The following is a 23,457-nucleotide window of genomic DNA, read 5'->3' on the forward strand; positions in this document are numbered from 1 at the left end:
TGTTAGTTTTTTGGGAAACCTATGCTTAGGAAGAGTAAATATTAATTTAAGCCCCTTTGCTGAATTATTAATGCTAGGGATATACAGATGATTGAAATCCTTGCTACACTGTCTGCTTCAGCAGCTGCCGGAATGAGAGTGGGTACGCCTTTACTGATTATTGGACTATTACAGGGCAGTAACCTCTGGTCTCAAGTACCGATTTTATCAGGCATTTCACCTCATGTTTTGAGCGGGCTACTTACTAGTTGGTCATTATTTGAGTTATTTGCTTCCAAAAAACTTATTGGGCAAAGAATAGTACAACAAGTTCAGTTATTTTTATCTCCTTTTGTCGGGGCAATTATGGGGTTAACAGTGGCTTCGGCCACGGCAACTCCCAGCTGGTTAATCGCCTTAATCGGAGGTTTATTGGCTTTGGTACTACAACTAGTTCTGTCAGGTTGGTTTTATCGCTTGCGTGGTTTGCCACTTTGGGCAGTCTTTCTTCAAGATAGCTTGTGTTTTACACTGGTGGTTTTTGCTGTCGATGATCCCCGAAAAGGAGGATTAATTGCCCTCATTCTCCTTTGGCTGTCAATTCGCAGTGCTAAAAACTGGTATCAGTGGTACTGGCAAAAAAGCAGTTAATGAGTGGTATTAAGTCCGGCTAATTGCTGATCAAAAAAACTCTCCGCCTCACTGCGTCAGTCCTAATGATAAGTAAGTATTCAACCGGACAATATGTGATAGGAACGGGGGAAAATTAAACTTTTCTCTCAGATAAAATCACAAAATTCCTATGATATGTAGCAAGCCTTGACCGGTAATTAACTCGATAATCAAGGCAATGAAACCTAGCATGGCAATTCTTCCATTCCAGACTTCGGCACTAGTAGTCAGTCCCCACTCCCAACGCTCTTGAGGATACATTTTCACCTTTTTTTTCATTTGGGTGACTTGCGATAGCTTGAGATTAGGCTTTGTGAGTGAATCAATCACCAAGTCTGCTAGTGCTTGAATAAACACTGGATGGGTGTTAGGCGCAGCAGCACGACGGAAGTTGTGAATTCCTGCTTCCTCAGCTATTTCCCGATATTCAATATCAATTTCTTGCAATGTTTCGATATGTTCAGAAACAAAGCTGATAGGTACAACCACTAAATCCTTCACTCCTTGTGCGCCTAGTTCTTTGAGTGCGTCTTCAGTATATGGTTGTAGCCATTCTACTGGTCCGACGCGACTTTGGTAAGCTAAGGTGTGGGGATTGGGACGATTGAGAGTTTGCATAATCAGATGAGTGCATTCCTCAATTTCTTGTTGATAGGGATCACCTGCTTCTTCAACGTAACTTTTAGGAACGCCGTGAGCGCTAAAGAAGATATGCGCCCCATCAGGATTAGGAAATTGATTAAGTTGCTCCCTGATTAGTTCCGCCATTGCTTGCAGGTAACTCGGTTGTTTGTACCAGGAGGGAATGACGGTGTATTCAAGGCGCTGAAGTTTTGGGTTTTCTTGCCATAATTGTTCTAACAGTCGAAAACTAGAACCGCTAGTACTGATAGAGAATTGAGGATAAAGTGGCAGAATCACCAGCTTATCGATGTTGTCTTGGGTTAATTGTGCGATCGCTTCTTCTGTGTAAGGATGCCAATAACGCATTCCTACATAAATATTGGCTTCTTTCCCCAAATTACCTAGTTGGGCTTTGAGTGCTTCCCCTTGTTCTTCGGTAATTCGCCGCAATGGAGAACCACCACCGATGTACTTATAATTAGCCTGAGATGTCTTAGTTCGCCTGGTAGCAATCAGCCAAGCTAGAGGCTTTTGCATCCAGCGAAAGGGTAGGCGAATAATTTCCGGATCAGAAAACAGGTTATATAAAAAGGGACCGACATCTTCTAATTTATCTGGTCCACCGAGATTAAGTAATAATACGCCTACACGACCCATAGCAGTTACTTTCCCCCAATCCTTACAGTTTTTTTACTAATGTTAACAATATATCTTTATTAAATATAAAGCTTTATCAGCAGGAAAGATGCAATGGCAACTATTTTCAGAGACTGGAGTTATCGTTATCAGTGGCTATACGATGGAATCTCCCGTTTAGCAGCCTTGAGTGTGGGTGGTGAAGCGCGTTTCCGGCAATTACCTTTGCAAGGCTTAACACTTGACTCAGATACTCAAATTCTAGATTTATGTTGTGGAAGTGGTCAAGCCACGCAATTTTTGGTGAATTCATCACAAAATGTTACAGGGCTGGATGCTTCTCCGTTATCTTTACAACGTGCGCGTAAAAATGTGCCTAATGCTACTTATGTGGAAGCATTTGCAGAAGATATGCCGTTTCCAGACAATTCTTTTGATGTTGTACACACCAGCGCGGCGTTACATGAGATGCAGCCTGAACAATTAAGAAAAATCATTCAACAGGTTTATCGCGTGTTGAAGCCGGGGGGAGTATTCACCTTGGTAGATTTTCATCCTCCTACAAATCCCATATTCTGGCCTGGTTTGTCGGTGTTTTTCTGGTTGTTTGAAACGGAAACAGCTTGGGAGTTATTAAAGACTGATTTACCGGGTTTGTTAAGAGAATATGGGTTTGAGGTGGGTGAACCAAGTTTGTATGCAGGTGGTAGTTTACAAGTGATACAGGGCATTCAGAGGGAACAGGAAGCAACTCTTAACAGAAAAAACTCATGTTTAAAAACATGAGATTGAAATAATGACACTGTTTTTTTTCGTGTCACTCTCCTTGTAAAAACATCCTTTTTTTTGACTGAGCTTTAAACTCTTAAACTTTAGTTTTTTATTTGTTCCCTGTTCCCTGTTAAGAGTTCCCTGTTCCCTTCTTTTGTAAGTGAGCAGTTATCAGTTATCGGTAGGGATGTAAAATTCAAAATTGGAATATGACAACCTTTTTCAAGCAAATTAATAATTGGCTAAAAGCTTTATTTCAGAAATTTAGCAATTATCTCAACAACGAAATTAAAGTTATGGATCAGGAATTACAACAACGGATTATTGTTAATACAGCAGATAATCTCAATCAAATAGGTGCTTGGAAATGGAAATTCAATGTAAAAGCAAATTCTTCACCTGTAATTAATGATGGAGTTATTTACACTGTCGATGTTGATGGTAATCTTTATGCGTTAGACATTCAAAAAAGTCTTGTGAATTGGTGCTTTTATGCTCCAAAAGAAGGTGGTTTTATTTCCAAATCTTTTTCTCCATTAGTGGCAAATAAAGTAGTTTATTTCAGTGATAATTGGATAAATTCTTATGCTGTCAATTGTGAAACAGGGCAAGAGTTATGGAATTTAAAAATTGGAAAATTAGTGCAATTATCGCCTATATTTGCTAATGGTAAGATATACATCAATCTTTTAGCAGCTATCCATCATGATCCTCATACTCCAGGAAAGCCGTATCACCCCCATACTCCTATTCTCATACCAGTAGGATACCTCTTAGTTGTAGACAGTCAAACTGGACAAATAGCCTGGGACTTTAAACTTGAACAGTATAGAACTATATCGGAGATAAAAGTAGAAAATAATACTATTTTGATACAGGATAACAGTAGAAAAATTTACGCTCTCAACTGTGAAACAGGAACTTTAATTTCTACAATTGAAGGGGAAAATTCTCATTTTTTACTTGCTGATGGAATGGGTTATTTAAAAATATTCACAGATCAAAAATTAGAAAATAGTCATTTCTGTGCTGTAAACATTCACACAGCAGCAGAAATATGGACATCTCAAAATATAGGAAGTCTTTTCTGTTCACCAATTATTAATGATAATATCATTTTTGTCGCCCATGAAAAACCAGGACATTATCGTATTTATAAATATATAGATGCCATAAATGCAAAAACAGGTCAATTTCAATGGCGTTACATATTGACAACCTCTATTAAACATTCTTTATTAATTAGTAATCAGATTCTTTATTGTATTGATGAAAATAACATTCACCGTGGTTTAGATATTCAAACTGGTGAGGAAAGATGGCAGTTCACAATAGAAGAAGATGTGAATTTTTATGGTTTAGATGATCGGGGGAATATTTATCATATACGTCAGGATAAAAAGCTGTATATAATAGACATTCAGACTGGAAAACCACTGTGGATATCTTCCATTGAAAGTAAAATTAATTGTCCTCCAATTTTCGCTGATGGTTTTGCTTTTATTCAAAGTGATAATGATTATTTATATGCTATCCAAACCAGAGGAGAATTAACGTATTCAGCAAATATAGAAACTTCTCTTTCAGAAGTGAATAATACTGATTCAAATTCTTCAGAATTTAACCAAATAGAGAATATTGATCCGGTTAAGTGGAAATTTTGGATGGGGAGTAGATACAAAAAAACCTTACTTTCTAGCTTAAGTGATGGGATAGTTTACGTCACTTATGATGATTGGCAAGTTGGTACTTTTTTTGTGGCTATTCATGGTCAAACAGGACAACCTCTTTGGGAATTTTCAACTGCTAAAAATCAGCCTCTAAATTCTTTTATTACTCAAGAAACTATCTACTTAGTGCGCGATTATTTATATGCTGTTTGTCCTCAGAAGGGAATTGAATTATGGAAGACTGACCTCAAATATTCTGTTATAAAAATTATTGTTAAAGATGAAGTAATTCTTTTAGAAGTCCAAAATAAAGAGAATCATAATAAATTTTATTACTTGTTGAATAGCAGTAATGGTCAGGAATTATGGGAATTAGATTTAACTGGGAAATTTGTCAATTTATTAGGTAATCCTATAATAGAAAATGGCATTATTTATGTAGTTATACAAGATGCAGATAATCGAAACTGGCTATATAGTTTTGATATTCAAAATGGACAGGAATTATGGCGATTAGAAACTAGAGAATTTACAGAATTAACACCTATTATTGTTGATAATCAAATTTTTATAACTAGCAATAAATATTCATTGGGGGTAGATTTACAAACTATAGAAATATTCTGGCAAATTGAGCTTGTTAATTCAACAGATGAAGTCTTTATAAATTCACCAATTATTAAAAATGGGCTAGTTTATGCCAATACAGGTAGTAGTTCTGGAAGTAGATTTTATGCCATTGAACAGCTAACAGGAAATATTAAATGGCAATTTTATTCTGGTACTAATTGGCTGACTGTTACTACTATTACTGAAGAAACTGTCTTTATTGTTAGTAATCAACAAACTGTACATGGTAAGCAAGGAACTGTTTATGCTATTTCTAGTATAACTGGAAATCAAAAGTGGTTTTACACAATTGAAAAAGCATTCAAACTGAATACTGTGCTTGCTAATAAACTGATATTATTAATAGATGATTCGGGAAATCTCCATGCTATAAATATTGACACAGGAAAAGAACATTGGAATAAAAAAGTGGTAGAAAAACATTTCAATTTCAGGTTTATTTTCCCCAATATTGTGGAAGAATTTATTTATATCACAGAAAGTAGTACAGTATATGGAATAGATATTTCCGAGATTTTATCAGCACCAGATTCTCAAGATGATCCTGTTTTCTTAGTACCAGTATCTGGAAATATTAATAATGCTGATGTTTTAGAGAATGAATTAAAGTGGAGTTTTAAAACTGGAGATCAAATTACTTCATCACCCGTTATTAGTCATGGTACTGCGTATTTTGGTAGTAGTGATCGCTATTTTTATGCTATGGATATTGAAACAGGACAGGAATTGTGGAAATTTCCTACAGAAAACCGAATTATTTATTCTCCTACATTGAGTGAAGATATTGTTTATTTTTCTAGTGATCACTTGTATGCTCTTTCTAGAACAACGGGACAAGAAATATGGAAGTTTCCAGTACCAATAACAGATAGATTTCTATATTGGCCAGTTTTTCAAGACGGAATTATTTATCTAATAGTTGGTAATCCATCTCGTAGTTATGATTTATTTATCTTAGATGGCGAAAATGGTCAAGTATTAGGTCAGTTTCCCCTAAGAGGAAGAATCAGATTTCCTCCTGCTATTCATGAAAAAATTATTTACATCATTCGTGATGAAAATTATCATCCGTTTTTTGATGCTATTGATCCAGAAAGTGGCACAAATTTATGGCAATTTGACCCAGCACCTAATGATAATCACATATCAACAATATTAGCTCGGCTTTATATACCTGGAATGATGAGACCAGATGATGATAGTCAAGCTTTAGGATGGTTAAATTTAGGAACTCTGAATGGAAAACCTTCTCAGATTTTGGATAATATTATCTACATTGGTAATTGGAGTAATGCAATCTATGCGATAAACATAGTAAATGGAGAGCTAAAGTGGAAATTTAAATTACAGTTTGAATTATTATCATCACCCATTATAGTGGGAGAAACAATCTACATTTTAAGCAATAGAAGTAATTTATATATATTAGATATGAGAACGGGTGAAAAGATTAATGAACTAAAATTTCCAATTTATTTTCATCCTTCTATCGCTGTTTATGAGGATAAAATTTATTATGTAACTCCAGAAGGTGAAATTTATGGAGTGGATAAAAACACAGGAAACCAACTTTGGAGCTATAGTTTAAAAACCAAGGTAACATCTCCTTTATTGATAGATAATGGAGTTCTGTATGTGGGATGTGTGAATGGTTATTTATATGCAATTAATTTATGATAAAAACCGTTTTTTGAGGGTTTAAAAATGCAGGAAATTCAGGAAAGAATTGTCATTGAACATCAATTGATTGTCACCGGCGACAAGGGATGTCTAACTTATCCTCTGATGGATCGAAATTACACAATTGGCAAGTATTGTAGAATGTGTATTCGCTTATCTACTACCTCTGTTATGGTTGCTCCTCATCACGCCACATTGATGAAATTAGGGGAGATGAATTGTTTTCACTATCAACTTATCAAATCTTTTTCAGTTGATGATGAAGATAAGTACAAACTTTTAGTTAATGGTAAACCTATTCAAACTTATGATCTACATGATGGAGATATGATCGAATTTGCTCCGGGTGTTTCAGCTACATATCGCTGTTTTCATCGAGTTGAAACTATATCAGAAGATTCTTATCGAGGTTTTATAAATTTCTGGAATTTAGACTAAAAAGCACAATGTCTAAATACGCTGTATTTTCAATTAAATTGAATACTTCTCAGATACCCGAATTCTTGAAGAATTCGGGTATCTAAATCTCAACTAAGTTGTATATTCTGCGTTAATTTTCACGTAGTCGTAACTCAAATCACAACCCCAAGCTTTACCTGTGCCATGACCATTACCCACGCTGACGGAAATTAATACTGTATCTTCTTGCAGATAAGCACCTGCTGCTGCTTGTTTCAAATATGCACTTGCGGCTGCTTTATCAAAAGGTAAAGGTTGACCATTTTCAAAAAGTAAGAAATCGCCTAATTTAATTTGCAAATTATCCTGCTCAAAAGGCACTCCAGCACGTCCAGCTGCGCCGGCGATACGTCCCCAATTGGGATCACGTCCAAAGATTGCAGATTTGACTAAAGAAGAGCCAGCAATGGTTTTGGCGATTTGTCTGGCTGCGGCTTCATCGTTTGCACCGGTGACTTGTACTTCTACTAAGCAAGTTGCACCTTCACCGTCACGGGCGATCGCTTTGGCTAAATGCTGGCATACTGCTGTTAGCATAGCTTCTAATTTCTCGGCTTCTGGTCCCATTTCTGTAATTGCTGGGGTGCGAGATTGACCATTGGCTAAAGCAATTAAGCTATCGTTGGTGCTGGTATCACCATCAACGGTAATAGAATTGAAACTTCTATCTGCGGCTCTTGTTAACATTTGTTGCCACAGCGTGGATGAAACAGCTGCATCACAGGTAACAAATGCCAGCATGGTGGCCATGTTGGGATGTATCATACCAGAACCTTTAGCAATGCCGCCAATTCTGACGGGACGGTCGCCTATAGTTGTTTCTAAGGCTATGGATTTTTTCACCAAATCGGTGGTGATAATGGCTCCAGCAGCTGCATCTGAACCTGTTTCTGAAAGTGCTGCTACTACCTTGGGTATACCATCGCGCAGTATGTCCATTTTAATCCGTTGACCAATTACGCCTGTAGAAGCTAGTAAAATCGCTTCCGGGGAAATACCCAATTCTTTGGCTAGTAAATCAGCGCTTTCTAGAGTATCTTTAACACCTTGGCTACCTGTGGCGGCGTTGGCTTGTCCAGCGTTGCATAGTATAGCTCTAGCGCTATGTTTGGCGTGCAAGCGTTGACGGCAATAGTCTACACAAGCAGCTTTGACGTGGCTAGTTGTGAATACACCGGCAGCGATCGCATCCACATCTGACAATATTAACGCTAAGTCCGGCAATCCTGAAGGTTTTAGTCCGGCGGTAATTCCCGCAGCTCGATACCCTCTAGGTGCTGTGACTCCACCAGTAATTTTCTGCCAGTCTGCCATAATTTCCCTCACATATTCTATAGTTTGGTAGATTTTTCCGACTTTTACCGCTTCCGGCTTTTGTCAGCTATCCCCTGTTATTGTGAGTTTATCTGTTGATGGCAATCTTGTCGCAGTCAGTAATTGTCTTCATCCTTTTTGGCATTATTAATAGTGTCAGTATTATACTGCTAATCATCAAATAAATGGAGTTATTACAAAAGAAGGGAACAGGGAACAGGGAACAGGGAACAGGGAACAGGGAACAGGGAACAGGGAACAGGGAACAGGGAACAGGGAACAGGGAACAGGGAACAGGGAACAGGGAACAGGGAACAGGGAACAAATAAAAAACTAAAGTTTAAGAGTTTAAAGCTCAGTCAAAAAAAAGGATGTTTTTACAAGGAGAGTGACACGAAAAAAACAGTGTCATTATTTCAATCTCATGTTTTTAAACATGAGTTTTTTCTGTTAAGAGTTGCTTCCTGTTCCCTCTGAATAAGTAACAATAACTATATTTTGACTATTTAGATTAAGTTGCCTGACTTCCTAAGTAGGTGAACAGAAAAAAACCGTAGACGCGGAGCGGCTTCTCGGAGAGTAATATGTAACGAAAAGCAAAGTTGCCCAAAGCCTCTTTTCTGTTCCCTTGCCATAACGACAATTTTAGGACTTACGCAAGTGTCACACTAAAAATCTGTTGTAGGGTGCGTCAGACTGCATAAGTCCTGCAAATAAACAGATTGTTGATATCTGACGTGGTTGGTGAGCTTGCCGAACCACACCCTAGCAATGTGCCAGTTGCGTAAGTCCTGAATTTTAACGCCAACCTACTTAACACTGAACTAAAAAAGAGAGCCAATTGAATAGCTCTCCAAATCATCAGGGTGCATCTACTTATCACAGTATAACATTTTTAGCCTGTGGGGTGAAGCCCCTTTTAGAGAATTTTTAGAAAAAACTCCGCAAATTTATTGTCATTTTGGGTTGCTCGCAATACTCTTTTAAGTGATTATTTGTCAACCAAATTTTGAATACTTTATGAAAGCAACACAATTGATACTTTTTCCTCAATTTATTTACTTGTGATTTCTAGATTAACAAAGCAGTAAATTTTCTGAAAGAAAGAGAGCCACTTAGGTAGCTCTCCAAATCATCAGGGTGCATCTAACTATCAGAGTATATCACTTAAGGGATGAGGGGTATTACCCATTTTTTCAAGTTTTTGCCAAAATATGGGGTGAAATTCTCGGAGTAATTACCTTGACTATAGAGACGTTACACGCAGCGTCTCTACATTGGTTTGCACTTTCTTACTATGGGCTTCTAAATAGATACTGTGTGAATTACCAGGAAAATAACTCTCTTATTTTTGCTCAAGTGAACCTAAAATTAAGCATTAAGTTTCTTTTCCACCAATTCATTAGTAAGTTTTGGTTCAGCACGTTTACCAGTCTTTTTCAGCACTTGTCCAACGAAGAAACCTTTCAGGTTAGTGTTACCACTACGATACTTTTCTAGTTGTTGGGGGTTTTCAGCGAGAACTTGATCAATGATTGGTTCTAATATAGTAGGATCACTGATTAACTCTTGACCAGCAAAAGCTTTTTCTGGAGAAACACCACTCAGTAAATCTGTGAGTTTTTCCTTAGCTTGAGCGTTGCTAATTTTACCAGTTTCAATGCGAGTGATGACATCTGCAAGATGAGCAGGAGTTAAAGCGATTTCTGCAATGGTGAGTTTTTGCTTGTTGAGGTAAGCAGCAATATCTTGGGTAATCCAGTTAGCCGCAGATTTAGGATTTCCACCAGAAGCGATCGCACTTTCAAAATAATCAGCGACTGAACTATCTTCTGTCAAGACTCGTGCATCATAAGCCGAAAGTCCCAACTCATTTTCATAATGATGGCGTTTTTGCGCTGGTAGTTCTGGTAATTCACCCAACCAAGTTGCTAATTGTTGCTCACTTACTTGAATTGGTGCTAAATCTGGTTCTGGGAAATAACGATAATCGCTAGAACCTTCTTTCACTCGCATACTAATGGTGCGTTGTGAACCTTCTTCCCACAAGCGTGTTTCTTGAACAATCTTTTCTCCTGATTCATTGGCAGCGATTTGACGCTCAATCTCATAGTCTATCGCTTTTTGGATAGCACTAAAGGAGTTCATATTTTTGATTTCTACCTTCGTCCCAAATTCCTTTCTTCCCACAGGACGAACGGAAATATTCACATCACAACGCAGAGAACCTTCCTGCATATTGCCATCACTAACACCAAGATAGCGGACAATCCGGCGTAGTTCTTGAGCATATTCAGCTGCTTCTTGTCCTGAACGCAAATCAGGTTCGGAAACGATTTCCACCAATGGTACACCGGCGCGATTGTAGTCTACCAGAGAATAACTAGAACCGGAAAGGCGATCGCTCCCTGCGTGTACAAGTTTTCCTGCATCCTCTTCCATGTGTAAACGAGTAATACCGATGCGTTTACGGGTGGGGTTGCCAGCATCATCTACTAATTCAATCTCTATCCAACCGTGTTCGGCTATGGGTAAGTCATATTGAGAAATTTGATAGTTTTTGGGTAAGTCAGGATAAAAATACTGTTTACGGTCAAATTTGCTATATCTAGCGATTTGACAATTTAGCGCTAAACCAGTTTTTACAGCATATTCTAAGACTTTAGCGTTGAGTACGGGTAAAACTCCGGGTAAACCCATACACACCGGGTCGATGTTGGTATTGGGGTCAGCACCAAATGCGGTGGAACTATTGGAGAAGATTTTGGTGTTGGTACTGAGTTGACAGTGGGTTTCTAAACCGATAATTGCTTCGTATTCTGTTTTTACGGGTGTAGCTGTGGTCATATTACTATTTTGATGATTTTGCTTTAGGGTACTATTTTAGCGCCGTCGGGAGTTGTCCTAGTTGACCAATCTTACGTTGATGATTACTTATTTGCTTTTCTATAATTCCAAGGATCAACAAATTTCTGATCGCTCCAAATCCCCATTTTTTGCTGTTGCGCTTGCACTTCGGCTTGCTGAACGATATCTTTACTGGGACATTTGTTTAAATAAGGACGATATACCTTAGCTAATCCTTCTTGTAACAAAACTTGTTGGACAAAAGTACCATCTTTTAAACGCACTTCTGCAACTTTTCTACCATAGCGATCGCTGTCCGTTATACTCAACTTGACACGATTACCCCCTTGCTGCACAAGTTCCTCTACCCGTGTTTGTGCTTTGATACCCCAGGCAAATTGATTTATATCTTTAGTAAATTTACTGTTTTTTTCTTTTTTAGAATGAGGTATTTCTGGGGAATCAACACAAGCAAAGCGCACTGTGAATTTCTTGCCATCAGAGTCTTTCAACACCAATGTATCACCATCGCTCACCCTCTCAACAAGATCACCAGTCGGAGGAAATAGCCTATCACAACCCATAATACTAAAGCTGATAATAGACGTAACTAAGCAAAAGATAACTTGTTTAATCGATTGATTCATTTCAACAAATTTGGCAGTCAAGCCTGCTAATGTGTAAAATTGATACTAAACGAAATAGTGGTGAGCAGATAGTGATCATAAATAGTTTTTAAACTGCTCAAATTGACTGGATTAGCCACTACAATCCACAACTACCCAACTTTACCCTGATTCTCAAGATAAGATTATGAAACCTATTCAGCAATATCAGCGCTGTGCAGCTGCTCAAGAGTTTCAGCAATCCCTGCTTCAGTTAGAAGAGATATTACAAGTCAATTCCCCTGAAAATCAAGCAATCTCTAGATTTCAGACCAGTAGCTCAATTGACGATAGGTTCAGCAAAAAGACGGATGCTATTAATCTATCAGCCTTAGAAGATGCAGTTGCTGACATTGAGCAATATTTAGCAAAAAAACAAAAAAATTAAGAACCAATCAAGTATAAATCTTTTGCCGCTGGGCTTCATATAACATTAAAGCTGCGGCGATCGCTACATTCAAAGACTCTACTCCAGGACTCAGAGGAATTTTCACTTGTATATTCGCCATTGCTGCTAAATCTGCTGACAACCCAGCCCCTTCATTTCCCAGTAGAATCAAACTAGGTTTACGCCAATCTACTTGCCAATAAGTTAAATTTGCACTGGGCATGGTAGCAACTACCTGCATTCCTGCTTCCTGACCTTGGGCAACTATCGTCCTTAAATCTTCACTGACTGCCATATTTAAGCGAAACCACTGCCCCGCAGAGGCACGTAAGACCTTGGGATTATCTAAATCCACACTATCACTATTCAACCACAAACCCGATGCCCCAGCAGCCGCAGCGGTGCGAATCATAGTCCCTAAATTACCTGGATCTTGTAGAGTTTCCACAGCTAGAACCAACCCAGAAAAAGGAACTTGGGTTAGCTGTTCACTCCGTTTGGCTGTAGCAACTACACCATCTGGCTGTACAGTAGTTGCCATGGCCGCTAAAACGTCTTCACTGACAATTTCTGAGCGATCGCAACGATTACAAGCATCATCCCATAATTGAGGATGTGCTATTTGCCATTGTTCTGTACAACACACCGTCTCTAACGGGTAGCCAACCGCACAAGCTTCTTCTAACAAGTGCGTCCCTTCCAATAAAAATAGTTGCTGTTTGTGCCTCTCTTTGGCAGAGTGCAACTTACGAATTTGCTTAACTAGGGAATTTTGTAAACTTGTCAACACGATTTTAGATTTTTATATTTGGAGTTTCAGATTTATCTAAAAGCCCAAAACCAAAACATTAATATGCGGAACCCGGGACTTGAACCCGGAAGCCTTGCGGCACTAGAACCTGAATCTAGCGCGTCTGCCAATTCCGCCAGTTCCGCTGGCATCGATATTATATCGACAATTTCTTATTATTGCTTAATGCGTTAGGTTTGTCAACTAATATTATTATCAAAGTAAAAAAACAGAAGCAAGTAATTATTGAGTAACATATTTTACTGTTTCTCTCTAATTTAGTGTTTACGTAGTCAATAAATTTTTAAACCTCAGAAAGCTTGCTAGTAATTATTCACAGCCGTTAAAACATAGAAAGTGAAAATTTATCTTCACAAGTCATAACACCAAAATGTAGACAAACCAACTCTTTACTGTAGAATCAAAACCAACTTCAAACCTTTATTATTGCGTACTTTTTTTGGAGGTAGGCTTATTAATTCTTCTAGCAGCTTACCAGATGCCAAGTCTTCACCTGAAGCAGACTCCTCAGTCTTGCAAATTTGGGGTGGGCATCCTTTGCAAGGTCATGTAAGAATTAGCGGGGCAAAAAATTCAGCACTGGTAATCATGGCTGGAGCTTTGCTTTGCTCAGGAGATTGTCGTATTCGCAATGTCCCGTTATTAGCGGACGTAGAGCGCATGGGGCAAGTTTTATCAGCTTTGGGATTGCGCTTAACCAGACAAGACGACATTTTAGATGTCAATGCTAGTCAAATCAGCACATCCAAAGCGCCTTATGAACTAGTTACTCAACTACGAGCCAGCTTTTTTGCCATCGGACCACTGTTAGCGCGATTGGGAGTAGCACAAATGCCTTTACCAGGGGGTTGTGCCATTGGTGCTAGACCAGTTGATTTGCACGTCAGGGGACTGCAAGCAATGGGAGCAGAGGTGCAAATTGAACATGGTATTTGTAATGCCTATGTTCCAGGTAGTAATGGTAGATTGAAAGGAGCGAGAATCTACTTAGATACTCCCAGTGTTGGTGCAACTGAAACCCTGATGATGGCAGCTACCTTAGCTGATGGTGAAACTATCCTAGAAAATGCAGCCAGAGAACCAGAAGTAGCAGATTTGGCGAATTTCTGTAACTCAATGGGAGCGAAGATTCAAGGAGCAGGAACGAGTACAATTACCATCAACGGTGTTGAGAAATTACATTCTACCGACTTCAGCATTATTCCTGATCGGATTGAGACAGGAACTTTTTTACTCGCTGGAGCCATCACTCGTTCAGAATTTACTCTTTCCCCAGTAGTTCCCGACCATTTAATCCCAGTGATTGCCAAGTTACAAAAAATTGGCGTACCTATCATTGAGGAAGGGTCAGACTGTTTAAGGATTTTGCCAGCAGACAAACTCAGAGCAACAGATATTGATACTTTACCCCATCCGGGTTTTCCCACAGATATGCAAGCGCCTTTTATGGCGTTGCTGACTTTGGCAGAAGGTGACAGCATCATTAACGAATCTGTATTTGAAAATCGTCTGCGTCACGCTTCCGAATTAAACCGCTTGGGTGCAGATATTCGCGTTAAAGGTAATACTGCCTTTGTTCGTGGTGTATCAATGTTGTCAGGCGCACCAGTCATAGGAACAGATTTACGGGCATCTGCAGCTTTAGTTATAGCTGGATTAGCAGCAGAAGGACAAACCACAATTCAAGGATTAAATCACTTAGATCGTGGTTATGATCGTCTGGATATGAAGTTGCAGCAGCTAGGAGCAAAGATTACCCGTGTAAATGAAGCCTCAGCAGATGCAGAATTACATACAAACAACAGCAATCCCCCAGCTTCAGTTTCTATCTAGAGTTAGGGGATTTTGTGTTTGGTGATTTAATGGCGGATTTTACCTGTTGATGAAATATCAAGTTGGTAACTTTCGTCATTAATTTATTTTTTTACTTTTTCTATTTGCTAAAATGCTTCACTTTACCTAAACTACAATTTAAAAAGGTTAATTAATATAGTTATAAAATGGGTGCATCCCATTAAAAAGTTCTTTTAATTCCCCGTATTTAAAATAGTTTTCTTATGCTCCAAAGACTATATGTACACAACTTCAGATGCCTAGAAAACTTTGAACTAACCATAAAGGCGATGCCATCTGCTCTCTTGATTGGAAAAAACGGTTCAGGTAAATCAACTATTGCTACTGCATTAGAGGTACTTCAATCTATTGGTAGAGGTATAAATAGAGTTGGGCAACTTGTTCATTCTCAAGATTTCACTCGTGGCAGGTCTGATGTTCCAATTCGATTTGAAATAGAAGTAAGCTGTTGTGCAGCTAAATCGAATAAACAGCATTACCTTTATTTTTAACTTTGCGCTCCCATTTAATAATAAGACCTCCTTCGTTTAGCAATTTATTTAATAATTCTTCTAACTGTTCTACTGATTCAAATAATCTGTGAGCTATATATTCTTTCGCTGAATGCCATACCAGTTCAATTAAATTATAATCTGGACTATAAGGTGGTAAAAATTCTAGAATAATATTTGGCATTTCTGCCTCAATACGAGCCAAAATATCTTTTCTTTTATGGTAACTAGCATTATCAAGAATAATCACTATTTTAGCCGAATTATTATTAAAATCTTCAGGCTGATTTCCAGCTTCTATCCATTCCTGTTTTAAAAAATGATTCAGAGATTTCAATTGTTCATAAAACACATCTGCATTTCCTTGTTTAATCACAAAATTTATTCTTTTCTTGTCATGATAACGCAACCCTCCCATAATATTCACTCTTCCCCTTCTTCTTTGTCCTGTCACCTCTTTTCTCTTACCTTTCTTTCCCCATGTTTTTCTTCTTATCACTCTTAAACTAAATCCACTCTCGTCCCAAAACCATACCTGTTAACGCTCTGGGGTTGATTTCGTTATTTTTAAATATTCAGCTAATTTTTCTTTAAATAATTTACGCTTCTCTGGACTTTGCTTATCCTCTAGGCTATACTTTGCCCAAAGATAAACGTACTTTTTTCTCTCTAAAATTCTCCTTACTTGCGAACTACTTAACTTTATTCCTGTCTCTATTTCTAGATATGTCGCTAATCTTGCTGATGTCCATCTGCCAAATTCATATCCACATTCATCAGGATTCTTCTCAATTACTTCTAACAACAAAGTCTCGTATTCTTTTGTTACTTTACGGAAGTTACCTTCTCTTCTTCCATCTAAAAAACTGTCTATGTTCTCCGGATCTCCATGCACTGCCCAATATGCTACTGTTGTATATGCTATGTTTAAAAAATCACTTATTTCTTGGTAAGTTTTTCCATCATTCATCAACAATAATATTAGTATTTTCTCTCTTACATAAGGATTATCTTGTTCTTTTAGGTGTTTTAAGAGATTTTCTCTCTGTTCTTGAGACAAATGGTTTTTTGCTGGCATAATTCATAAGCGATCCGTAGGAATCGCTTAGTTACTTAATTCTTTATTATACAATCTAGCTGCACAACAGCTTATGTATTATGCCTACGGCACGCTGCGCGAACGAGACGCGCAGCGAAAGAAATACGGTGTCAAAAGTTAAATCCCCTAAATTTATTTATGGGGATTCCCTTCTGCCCTCTGCCTTCGTACTTCTGCCTTCTTAATTATTGATTTTGATGAGCGTGAAGATAGATTAACTTATGTACAAAGTCACATTCCAGAGGATTTGAGAAATAGAGTATTCGTTCTTGGTGTACAATCTAATCCAGAGAGTCTTCAAAGAGATATCAAACAGAGTTTGGAGGCTATTGGCGAAGCTCTAGCTACAGATTGCTCTGAAAATAAAAATGAATTATGGGGGCATAATCTGCTCATACACAATCAACCTGAGCTAGAACGGATGATTAAATTTGTTAAACCATTTCTGTTTAATTAGGCAGAAGTCAAGCAACAAGCACATCATCTCCAGTTACTAGCAATGCCCACCCTGCTGAAATCGCTATACTAGCTGTGGGAAATATATTTTTTATTGATGACCATAATTATGTCTTTACTTCAAACCCCACTAATTGGTTTAAAAGCTGACTCATTCCGTCATCCTCTAGACTTGGAAGCTACCAACACTCTTAAGCAAATTCCTGGCTTAGATATGATGGTGCGGAATTTGTTGGGACCAATGGCTGAACAGGTTTTTTATGTAGAAAATATTGCTTCGAGTATTTTGGTGGGTAAACAACAACTGCCCGATTTACACAAATTATTATTAGATGCTTGTAATATCTTAGATATCGAACCGCCCCAGTTGTATGTCCGTCAACATCCGGCTCCCAATGCTTACACATTTGCTATGCGGGGTAAGCAGCCTTTTGTGGTGCTGCATACTTCCTTAATTGATATTCTCACACCAGAGGAAATACAAGCTGTAATTGCCCATGAGTTGGGACATCTCAAATGTGATCACAGCGTTTATTTAACACCTGTGAATTTATTAATATTAGCCGCAGCTATTGTGCCTAATGTTGGTGCTGTTTTGGCTCAAGCGATACAGTCACAATTATTAGAATGGGTACGTTGTGCTGAGTTTACCTGCGATCGCGCCGCTTTGTTAGCTACCCAAGACCCCAAAGTTGTCATGTCAGTGTTAATGAAGCTTGCTGGCGGTTCTCCCACCTTAGCACCGAAGCTAAATCTTGATGCCTTTGTTGCCCAAGCTCGTGCTTATGATGACATTAGTAAAACCGAACTTGGTGAAATGGTCAAAGAAGCCCGCACCGCCCAATTAAGCCACCCTGTACCAGTATTGAGAGCTAGGGAAATTGACCGTTGGAGTAGTACTTTAGAGTACCAGAAGTTACTGCAAAATCACGGTTTTAAGGACAAGGTTGAAACTGCACCAAAGGGCGGATGGCGTAATTGGTAAAATTAAAACTTAAAACTGTACAAATAGACCATTATGTGGTCATCTACCCTTAGATAGATTGCTATCACTTACTAATAGTGGAAATATCAACCCTAGTATGTCTGAAATGTCAGAAAGTTTAGACTACAAACCTTAATGCTTCTATCAATGTGTAAGTCCTAGAAAGCTCAAATTTTAAAAGTATGGCTTTATTTTCTGAGAAGGTTGCACTAATAACTGGTGGTACATCTGGAATTGGCAGAGCTACAGCGATCGCATTTGCCAAAGAAGGAGCAAAAGTAGTCGTTGCCGGTAGACGGGAAAAAGAAGGGGAAGAAACAGTTGCCTTAATTCAAAAAGTCCAAGGAGAAGGCATCTTTATCAAAACCGATATCTTAGTAGCAGCAGACATCAAAAACTTGATAGAACAGACTATATCAACCTATGGTCGTTTAGATTTTGCCTTCAACAATGCTGGCATCGAAGAACCTCCTGGAGCTTTCCTTGAAGGTACTGAAGAAGAATATGATCGCATCATGGATGTCAACGTCAAAGGTGTGTGGCTATCCATGCAATACGAAATAGCTGAAATGCTTAAACAAGGTAGCGGCGTAATTGTCAATACTTCCTCAATTGCCGGATTAATTGGAATGGCAAGAGTACCAATCTATGTTGCCAGTAAACACGCTGTACTTGGTTTAACTCGTGCTGTAGCTTTAGAGTATGCCAAATCTGGAATTCGGGTCAACGCTGTTAACCCTGGTGCTATTCAAACGGAAATGATGGATCGTTTCGTTGGTACTCCTGAATCAGAAACAGAATTTCGTCAACAGTTAAAAGCCGCCCATCCTGTTGGTCGCTTGGGTACTGATGAAGAAGTGGCAAGTGCAGTCATTTATCTTTGCTCCCCAGGTGCATCATTCATTACGGGGCAATCTATTACTATGGATGGTGGATTTACAGCGCAATAATTCGTAATTCGTAAAGGATACGGAATTAGAATTAATTGTTGTAAGTAGGTAAACAGAAAAATTTAAAGGTATGTGAAGAAAAGTAAATAGGGGTGAAACCCTCTTTCCCCCTGCTAGAAAGCCCCCTGCTCCCTGCCTTACCCCAACGACAATTTTTAACGCCCACCTACTTAACTGGGATTTGGGTTTAGCCACAAAACTTTGCCGCTTTTAGAAGTGGATGACTTAAACCCTTGCTCCCTGTGGTCGCAGCTTAGGTTAGCGGTCAGTTTCCCTCCTATCTCCTGCCTTCAATAAAAACATCCTCTAATTAATGAACTCACCGATTAACTTATTTGAATATGAACAATTAGCAAAATCACATCTTTCCCAGATGACGTTTGATTATTACAGCAGTGGTGCGTGGGATGAAATTACTTTAAAAGATAATCGCACTGCTTTTACACGAATCAAACTCCGTCCTAAAATGTTAGTTGATGTTAGTAAAATCAATCTCACAACTAAAGTTTTAGATGAACCTTTGCAGCTACCTCTGTTCATTGCACCAATGGCTTTTCAATGTCTCGCGCATCCAGATGGGGAAATTGCGACAGCCTCAGCTGCGGCTTCAGCAGGTGTAGGTATGGTATTGAGTACATTGTCTACTAAGAGTTTGGAAGAAGTGGCAAAAGTTGCCAACACCCTGAAATGGTTCCAGCTTTATATCCACAAAGATCGGGGTTTAACTCGTGCTTTGGTAGAAAGAGCATATACAGCAGGTTACAAAGCACTGTGTCTAACTGTTGATGCTCCTGTGTTGGGAAAGAGAGAACGAGATCAACGCAATGAATTCACCTTACCTCCAGGTTTACATCCCGCTAATTTAACCAAAATATCAGGGTTAGATATTCCCCATGAACAAGGGGAATCTGGTTTATTGACCTATTTTGCTGAACAGATTAACCCTGCACTCACTTGGAAAGATTTAGAATGGCTGCAATCTCTTAGTCCCTTACCTTTAGTATTGAAAGGGATTTTACGGGGTGATGATGCTGTGCGTGCGGTAGAATATGGCGCTCAGGCAATTGTGGTTTCTAATCATGGTGGCAGACAATTAGATGGTGCGATCGCTTCCTTAGATGCTCTACCCGAAATCATAGCCGCAGTAGACGGTAAAGCAGAAGTCCTGTTAGATGGCGGTATCCGTCGCGGTACAGACATCCTCAAAGCCTTAGCCCTAGGCGCAAAAGCCATCCTCATCGGTCGTCCTGTATTGTGGGGTTTAGCGGTATCTGGACAAGAGGGGGTGTCTGATATGATCTCGCTTCTCAAAGATGAATTAACTAGCGCAATGGCACTCAGCGGCTGTGCTAGTCTACAAGATATTGATTCAACTTTAGTAATCCGTAATTGGTAATTTTTGATTATTCCCAATTCTCAAAAATACCTGTTGCCAAAATCAAAAAATAGGCTATAATAGGGAAGTTACACCCAAGGGCGGGTGGCGGAATTGGTAGACGCACCGCACTCAAAATGCGGCACCGAAAGGTATAGGAGTTCGATTCTCCTCCTGCCCATTGCTTACAGAATAATGTTTTCAAGGTTCAGTTGCTAGAAATCAATAACTATAAACCACCAGAAGCCCACCTCCCTTTGGTTGTTGTAGGGGAATGGAGTATTGGGAATGTGGGTGGTGGATAGGTGGCGCATCTCTTCTCTCGTGTCGAGACTTGTGGACTGTAAAATCTAAAGATGACAGAAAATTATTAAGTCAGAATCAGGATGTCCAGGATTAAAGGATGTACAGGATGTTACTGTTAACTTACTAAAAAATAACAGATATTTCTCTCTGCGTCCTCTGCGTCTCTGTGGTTCGTTATTCCATAACTTGTGCATAAAACCCAGATCAAAAAAGCGATCGCCATTATCGTTCCAACTTCCTGTAAAAAGTGAAATTATTGTAGTATAATAAGACAAGTGTTGTTTATAGCATTTCATAGTCATTACTCACCGTCAAAAACACTATGCGCTTAAAAAGATGGGAATCCCCCCGAAAAGAAGGGAGAAACGATAAAGGGCGAGGCGGTTCTGCCAGAAAGAGACAACTGAAGAAACAAAGACAGATGCTGAGAAACAAACTCAAAGAAGCGCAAAAGCCAGAAAACAACAACAACAATCAAAACAACAAGCAGGGGGAAGGTATTTTAACCTTCCCTCTTTTTTTATGCCTTTCTTCGACAATAAATAAGAATAAAAATATTTTCTAAAAAGTACTTGACAAAACCCCCAGGGTAACTGCTATATTATTTGAAGTTGACTTACTTCGTTGGGGCGTAGCCAAGTGGTAAGGCAGTGGGTTTTGGTCCCGCCATCCCTAGGTTCGAATCCTAGCGCCCCAGTATTAAGAAGGGCAGGTTTTAAAGCCTGTCCTTTTTTTTCAATTATCAAAATTAACAACTGGGTTTGGTGGAGAGTCACTTTTCAGGTGATTTGAGAGCTTGATCCAAAACTTGTCTAGCCTGTTCTGCTTTAGTTCGTGCTTCTTGATAACGGATATTAGCTTGGGCGAAATTTTTGAGAACCTTAAAACCTTCCTTGAGACGGGTGATTTCCTCCTCAGTCACCACATTATCTGAGAATAGAACATCAACCGCTTTACGAATTTCCAAAGCTTCAGACCGTGATTCTTGCACCTTCAACTTCAGTGTAGCCAAATTGTTGAGAATCTGGACGGCTTGGGTAATGGCATCCTCACCGCTAGTATTATCAATAGTTGGTTCCTTAACTTCAATTAACTGTTGAGGTCCAAATCCTTCTTCTAGTTGTGTGGATAGCTGATCAGTATCCATCAGTTCCATCAACTGATCCATTGCTTTATCGCGGGCTTTAGCCGAATCTTTGCCAGGAACAGAAAGAATAATTTCTGGGCTTTGAGCGAGAGTATACTGAACCATATTAGGGAAAATGTGCTGGTTTACCAAGCTAGGGAGAAACTAGACACAAGAATTGTCCAGCGCCATAATGACCATATCATTTGGTGATGAGTTTATGCTATGGGTTTAAACTAAAATCAAACTTTATACTAGATAAAGAGAAACTCAAATACAAGAGGAGAGGAGAGCAATGACTCCCAATCCCGCCATTATGCGATCTGTAGAACAATTGGGCTACCGCGTTACCGTTGGTGACGTAGCAACCCAAGCTGGTTTAAATTTAGCTGAAGCCAATCAAGGATTATTAACCTTAGCATCAGATGCTGGGGGACATTTACAGGTAGCAGAATCCGGTGATATTGTTTATAAATTTCCCCAAAATTTTAGAACAATTTTACGTAATAAATACTTGCAATTACGGTTGCAGGAATGGTGGAAAAAAGTTTGGGGAGTGCTGTTTTACTTAATTCGCATTTCCTTTGGAATTTTCTTAATTGCTTCTATCGCGCTGATTACTGTCACCATCATCATTATCATTACTGCTGCCAATTCAGACCGAGATGGAGACAATAGAAGCAGTGGTTCTCGCGGATTCAATTTCTTCTTTTTCCCAGATTTATTCTGGTATTTTAGTCCCGATTATAGACAACAATCGCAAGAAAGACGACAACAAAGAGGGGAAGAGAGCGATCTCAATTTCTTTGAAGCTGTGTTTTCGTTTTTGTTTGGTGATGGTAATCCTAACGCCAACTTAGAAGAACGCCGTTGGCAAGAAATTGCGACAGTGATTGGTAATCACAAAGGAGCAATAGTAGCCGAACAAATTGCGCCATATTTGGATAATTTGGGTGAAAAATATCAGCAAGAATACGAAGATTATATGTTGCCTGTACTGGTAAGATTTAATGGGCAACCCCAGGTAAGTGCTGATGGGCAAATTGTCTATTATTTCCCAGAGTTACAAGTAAGAGCCAGCAAAAAAAAGCGGCAGTCAATAGCTCCTTATTTAGAGGAATTTCCTTGGCGGTTTAGTACGGCGAGTTCAGGAAAAATTATGTTGAGTGCTGGTTTAGGTGTACTCAACTTTGTGGCTGCTTTAATACTGGGAAGTTTATTGAGGGATGGTACAGCCGCAGCGCAAATAGGTGGATTGGTAGGCTTTGTACAAGGAATTTATTGGTTGTTGTTGGCTTATGGAGCAGGTTTTTTAGGTATACCCTTATTGCGTTATTTTTGGATTCAATGGCGCAATGGTAAAATTGCTGCTGGAAATAATCAAAGGATAGAAAGAGCAAGATTGTTAGCAAATGCTGATTCGGCTTTACAGAAAAAAATTGCTTTTGCTAGTGAATTTGCTAAAGAAAAAATCATTGGTAAAGAAGATTCTGTTTATTCCAGTGAGACAGACTTGCTAGAACAAGAATTTGAGCAAGTTAAAAAACAGAACCGATTAGATGAATCAAAGGATTAAGGTTGGGATATGGGGAGATAGGGGGAAGCGGAGACGTGGGGATGGGGTGACGCGGAGATGGGGTGACGCGGAGAATTAAGCTATTCCCTGCAC

At 39.0% G+C, this 23,457-nt stretch carries 19 protein-coding genes, 3 tRNA genes and 1 pseudogene; 14 read left to right on the top strand and 9 right to left on the bottom strand.

The annotated features are described in order from the left end of the window. The first annotated feature begins 87 nt into the window (after positions 1-87). Complete coding sequence (locus tag ANA7108_RS0124840; protein WP_016953546.1) at positions 88-630, top strand: DUF4126 domain-containing protein; 543 nt, start codon at positions 88-90, stop codon at positions 628-630. A gap of 138 nt (positions 631-768) precedes the next feature. On the opposite strand, the gene hemH is transcribed toward ANA7108_RS0124840, so the two are convergent. Further along, the gene (gene hemH / locus ANA7108_RS0124845; RefSeq protein WP_016953547.1) at positions 769-1,932 is read right to left on the bottom strand and encodes a ferrochelatase; all 1,164 of its coding nucleotides are present in this window, start codon (positions 1,930-1,932) and stop codon (positions 769-771) included. 93 nt (positions 1,933-2,025) lie between these two features. On the opposite strand from hemH, the gene ANA7108_RS0124850 reads away from it, so the two are divergent. The 3 genes from ANA7108_RS0124850 to ANA7108_RS0124860 all read left to right on the top strand — a co-directional run bounded on the left by ANA7108_RS0124850 (position 2,026) and on the right by ANA7108_RS0124860 (position 7,100). Next, complete coding sequence (locus ANA7108_RS0124850) at positions 2,026-2,697, top strand: class I SAM-dependent methyltransferase (protein WP_016953548.1); 672 nt, start codon at positions 2,026-2,028, stop codon at positions 2,695-2,697. 194 nt (positions 2,698-2,891) lie between these two features. Then, the gene (locus ANA7108_RS0124855) at positions 2,892-6,659 is read left to right on the top strand and encodes a PQQ-binding-like beta-propeller repeat protein (protein ID WP_016953549.1); all 3,768 of its coding nucleotides are present in this window, start codon (positions 2,892-2,894) and stop codon (positions 6,657-6,659) included. 27 nt (positions 6,660-6,686) lie between these two features. Beyond that, on the top strand, positions 6,687-7,100 hold the full coding sequence (locus ANA7108_RS0124860) for an FHA domain-containing protein (protein WP_016953550.1): 414 nt from the start codon (positions 6,687-6,689) through the stop codon (positions 7,098-7,100). Positions 7,101-7,193: 93 nt separating this feature from the next. On the opposite strand, the gene argJ is transcribed toward ANA7108_RS0124860, so the two are convergent. The 3 genes from argJ to ANA7108_RS0124880 form a co-directional block, all read right to left on the bottom strand. Beyond that, positions 7,194-8,435 (bottom strand): bifunctional ornithine acetyltransferase/N-acetylglutamate synthase, encoded by a 1,242-nt coding sequence (gene argJ, locus ANA7108_RS0124865; RefSeq protein ID WP_016953551.1) that lies wholly within the window; start codon positions 8,433-8,435, stop codon positions 7,194-7,196. A gap of 1,371 nt (positions 8,436-9,806) precedes the next feature. After that, positions 9,807-11,282: an Asp-tRNA(Asn)/Glu-tRNA(Gln) amidotransferase subunit GatB gene (gatB, locus tag ANA7108_RS0124875; protein WP_016953553.1), complete on the bottom strand. Its 1,476-nt coding sequence runs from the start codon at positions 11,280-11,282 to the stop codon at positions 9,807-9,809. 83 nt (positions 11,283-11,365) lie between these two features. Further along, the gene (locus tag ANA7108_RS0124880; protein WP_026104438.1) at positions 11,366-11,929 is read right to left on the bottom strand and encodes a thermonuclease family protein; all 564 of its coding nucleotides are present in this window, start codon (positions 11,927-11,929) and stop codon (positions 11,366-11,368) included. A 166-nt stretch (positions 11,930-12,095) separates the two neighbouring features. Here ANA7108_RS0124880 and ANA7108_RS0124885 point away from each other — a divergent pair, with 166 nt between their 5' ends. Next, positions 12,096-12,335 (top strand): hypothetical protein, encoded by a 240-nt coding sequence (locus tag ANA7108_RS0124885; protein WP_016953555.1) that lies wholly within the window; start codon positions 12,096-12,098, stop codon positions 12,333-12,335. A 7-nt stretch (positions 12,336-12,342) separates the two neighbouring features. On the opposite strand, the gene ANA7108_RS0124890 is transcribed toward ANA7108_RS0124885, so the two are convergent. Both ANA7108_RS0124890 and ANA7108_RS0124895 read right to left on the bottom strand, forming a co-directional pair. Next, positions 12,343-13,125 carry an RNA methyltransferase gene (locus ANA7108_RS0124890; RefSeq protein ID WP_016953556.1) on the bottom strand — a complete coding sequence of 261 codons (783 nt, stop codon included), beginning with the start codon at positions 13,123-13,125 and terminating at the stop codon, positions 12,343-12,345. 64 nt (positions 13,126-13,189) lie between these two features. After that, positions 13,190-13,271 (bottom strand) — tRNA-Leu (locus ANA7108_RS0124895). Between the two features lie 328 nt (positions 13,272-13,599). Between ANA7108_RS0124895 and murA the strand changes: the two genes are divergently transcribed. Both murA and ANA7108_RS0124905 read left to right on the top strand, forming a co-directional pair. Continuing rightward, the gene (murA, locus tag ANA7108_RS0124900) at positions 13,600-14,979 is read left to right on the top strand and encodes a UDP-N-acetylglucosamine 1-carboxyvinyltransferase (RefSeq protein ID WP_084777051.1); all 1,380 of its coding nucleotides are present in this window, start codon (positions 13,600-13,602) and stop codon (positions 14,977-14,979) included. A gap of 224 nt (positions 14,980-15,203) precedes the next feature. After that, positions 15,204-15,491: an AAA family ATPase gene (locus ANA7108_RS0124905; protein ID WP_237741545.1), complete on the top strand. Its 288-nt coding sequence runs from the start codon at positions 15,204-15,206 to the stop codon at positions 15,489-15,491. Here ANA7108_RS0124905 and ANA7108_RS29200 read toward each other — a convergent pair. After that, positions 15,457-16,569 (bottom strand): annotated as a pseudogene (locus tag ANA7108_RS29200) (IS630 family transposase). The gene ANA7108_RS0124905 and the pseudogene ANA7108_RS29200 sit on opposite strands and share 35 nt — an antisense overlap. Before the next feature lie 586 nt (positions 16,570-17,155). On the opposite strand from ANA7108_RS29200, the gene ANA7108_RS0124925 reads away from it, so the two are divergent. The 4 genes from ANA7108_RS0124925 to ANA7108_RS0124940 all read left to right on the top strand — a co-directional run bounded on the left by ANA7108_RS0124925 (position 17,156) and on the right by ANA7108_RS0124940 (position 20,537). After that, positions 17,156-18,031 carry a M48 family metallopeptidase gene (locus ANA7108_RS0124925; protein ID WP_016953562.1) on the top strand — a complete coding sequence of 292 codons (876 nt, stop codon included), beginning with the start codon at positions 17,156-17,158 and terminating at the stop codon, positions 18,029-18,031. A 182-nt stretch (positions 18,032-18,213) separates the two neighbouring features. Continuing rightward, positions 18,214-18,981 (top strand): SDR family oxidoreductase, encoded by a 768-nt coding sequence (locus ANA7108_RS0124930; RefSeq protein ID WP_016953563.1) that lies wholly within the window; start codon positions 18,214-18,216, stop codon positions 18,979-18,981. Between the two features lie 313 nt (positions 18,982-19,294). Next, on the top strand, positions 19,295-20,377 hold the full coding sequence (locus ANA7108_RS0124935; RefSeq protein WP_016953564.1) for an alpha-hydroxy acid oxidase: 1,083 nt from the start codon (positions 19,295-19,297) through the stop codon (positions 20,375-20,377). A 78-nt stretch (positions 20,378-20,455) separates the two neighbouring features. After that, positions 20,456-20,537: transfer RNA gene (locus ANA7108_RS0124940), tRNA-Leu, on the top strand. 169 nt (positions 20,538-20,706) lie between these two features. On the opposite strand, the gene ANA7108_RS29930 is transcribed toward ANA7108_RS0124940, so the two are convergent. After that, positions 20,707-20,958: a hypothetical protein gene (locus tag ANA7108_RS29930; protein WP_158318383.1), complete on the bottom strand. Its 252-nt coding sequence runs from the start codon at positions 20,956-20,958 to the stop codon at positions 20,707-20,709. A 26-nt stretch (positions 20,959-20,984) separates the two neighbouring features. Here ANA7108_RS29930 and ANA7108_RS0124945 point away from each other — a divergent pair, with 26 nt between their 5' ends. After that, positions 20,985-21,227: a hypothetical protein gene (locus ANA7108_RS0124945; protein WP_016953565.1), complete on the top strand. Its 243-nt coding sequence runs from the start codon at positions 20,985-20,987 to the stop codon at positions 21,225-21,227. Positions 21,228-21,287: 60 nt separating this feature from the next. Continuing rightward, positions 21,288-21,359, top strand: a tRNA-Gln gene (locus tag ANA7108_RS0124950). A gap of 75 nt (positions 21,360-21,434) precedes the next feature. On the opposite strand, the gene ANA7108_RS0124955 is transcribed toward ANA7108_RS0124950, so the two are convergent. After that, positions 21,435-21,914 carry a hypothetical protein gene (locus ANA7108_RS0124955; protein ID WP_016953566.1) on the bottom strand — a complete coding sequence of 160 codons (480 nt, stop codon included), beginning with the start codon at positions 21,912-21,914 and terminating at the stop codon, positions 21,435-21,437. A 169-nt stretch (positions 21,915-22,083) separates the two neighbouring features. Between ANA7108_RS0124955 and ANA7108_RS0124960 the strand changes: the two genes are divergently transcribed. Further along, positions 22,084-23,364 carry a hypothetical protein gene (locus tag ANA7108_RS0124960; RefSeq protein ID WP_016953567.1) on the top strand — a complete coding sequence of 427 codons (1,281 nt, stop codon included), beginning with the start codon at positions 22,084-22,086 and terminating at the stop codon, positions 23,362-23,364. Positions 23,365-23,457: the final 93 nt, after the last annotated feature.

Origin of the sequence: Anabaena sp. PCC 7108, from assembly GCF_000332135.1 — a bacterium.
Lineage (GTDB): Bacteria > Cyanobacteriota > Cyanobacteriia > Cyanobacteriales > Nostocaceae > Anabaena.

What these genes read in the sequence shown, in the direction of transcription:
- ANA7108_RS0124955 (WP_016953566.1), bottom strand. Translation starts at nt 21,914, where the DNA reads ATGGTTCAGTATACTCTCGCTCAAAGCCCAGAAATTATTCTTTCTGTT.
- ANA7108_RS0124860 (WP_016953550.1), top strand. Translation starts at nt 6,687, where the DNA reads ATGCAGGAAATTCAGGAAAGAATTGTCATTGAACATCAATTGATTGTC.
- ANA7108_RS0124925 (WP_016953562.1), top strand. Translation starts at nt 17,156, where the DNA reads ATGTCTTTACTTCAAACCCCACTAATTGGTTTAAAAGCTGACTCATTC.
- ANA7108_RS0124960 (WP_016953567.1), top strand. Translation starts at nt 22,084, where the DNA reads ATGACTCCCAATCCCGCCATTATGCGATCTGTAGAACAATTGGGCTAC.
- ANA7108_RS0124840 (WP_016953546.1), top strand. Translation starts at nt 88, where the DNA reads ATGATTGAAATCCTTGCTACACTGTCTGCTTCAGCAGCTGCCGGAATG.
- ANA7108_RS0124885 (WP_016953555.1), top strand. Translation starts at nt 12,096, where the DNA reads ATGAAACCTATTCAGCAATATCAGCGCTGTGCAGCTGCTCAAGAGTTT.
- ANA7108_RS0124935 (WP_016953564.1), top strand. Translation starts at nt 19,295, where the DNA reads ATGAACTCACCGATTAACTTATTTGAATATGAACAATTAGCAAAATCA.
- ANA7108_RS29930 (WP_158318383.1), bottom strand. Translation starts at nt 20,958, where the DNA reads ATGAAATGCTATAAACAACACTTGTCTTATTATACTACAATAATTTCA.
- hemH (WP_016953547.1), bottom strand. Translation starts at nt 1,932, where the DNA reads ATGGGTCGTGTAGGCGTATTATTACTTAATCTCGGTGGACCAGATAAA.
- ANA7108_RS0124905 (WP_237741545.1), top strand. Translation starts at nt 15,204, where the DNA reads ATGCTCCAAAGACTATATGTACACAACTTCAGATGCCTAGAAAACTTT.
- gatB (WP_016953553.1), bottom strand. Translation starts at nt 11,282, where the DNA reads ATGACCACAGCTACACCCGTAAAAACAGAATACGAAGCAATTATCGGT.
- ANA7108_RS0124930 (WP_016953563.1), top strand. Translation starts at nt 18,214, where the DNA reads ATGGCTTTATTTTCTGAGAAGGTTGCACTAATAACTGGTGGTACATCT.
- ANA7108_RS0124850 (WP_016953548.1), top strand. Translation starts at nt 2,026, where the DNA reads ATGGCAACTATTTTCAGAGACTGGAGTTATCGTTATCAGTGGCTATAC.
- ANA7108_RS0124945 (WP_016953565.1), top strand. Translation starts at nt 20,985, where the DNA reads ATGCGCTTAAAAAGATGGGAATCCCCCCGAAAAGAAGGGAGAAACGAT.
- ANA7108_RS0124855 (WP_016953549.1), top strand. Translation starts at nt 2,892, where the DNA reads ATGACAACCTTTTTCAAGCAAATTAATAATTGGCTAAAAGCTTTATTT.
- argJ (WP_016953551.1), bottom strand. Translation starts at nt 8,435, where the DNA reads ATGGCAGACTGGCAGAAAATTACTGGTGGAGTCACAGCACCTAGAGGG.
- ANA7108_RS0124880 (WP_026104438.1), bottom strand. Translation starts at nt 11,929, where the DNA reads ATGAATCAATCGATTAAACAAGTTATCTTTTGCTTAGTTACGTCTATT.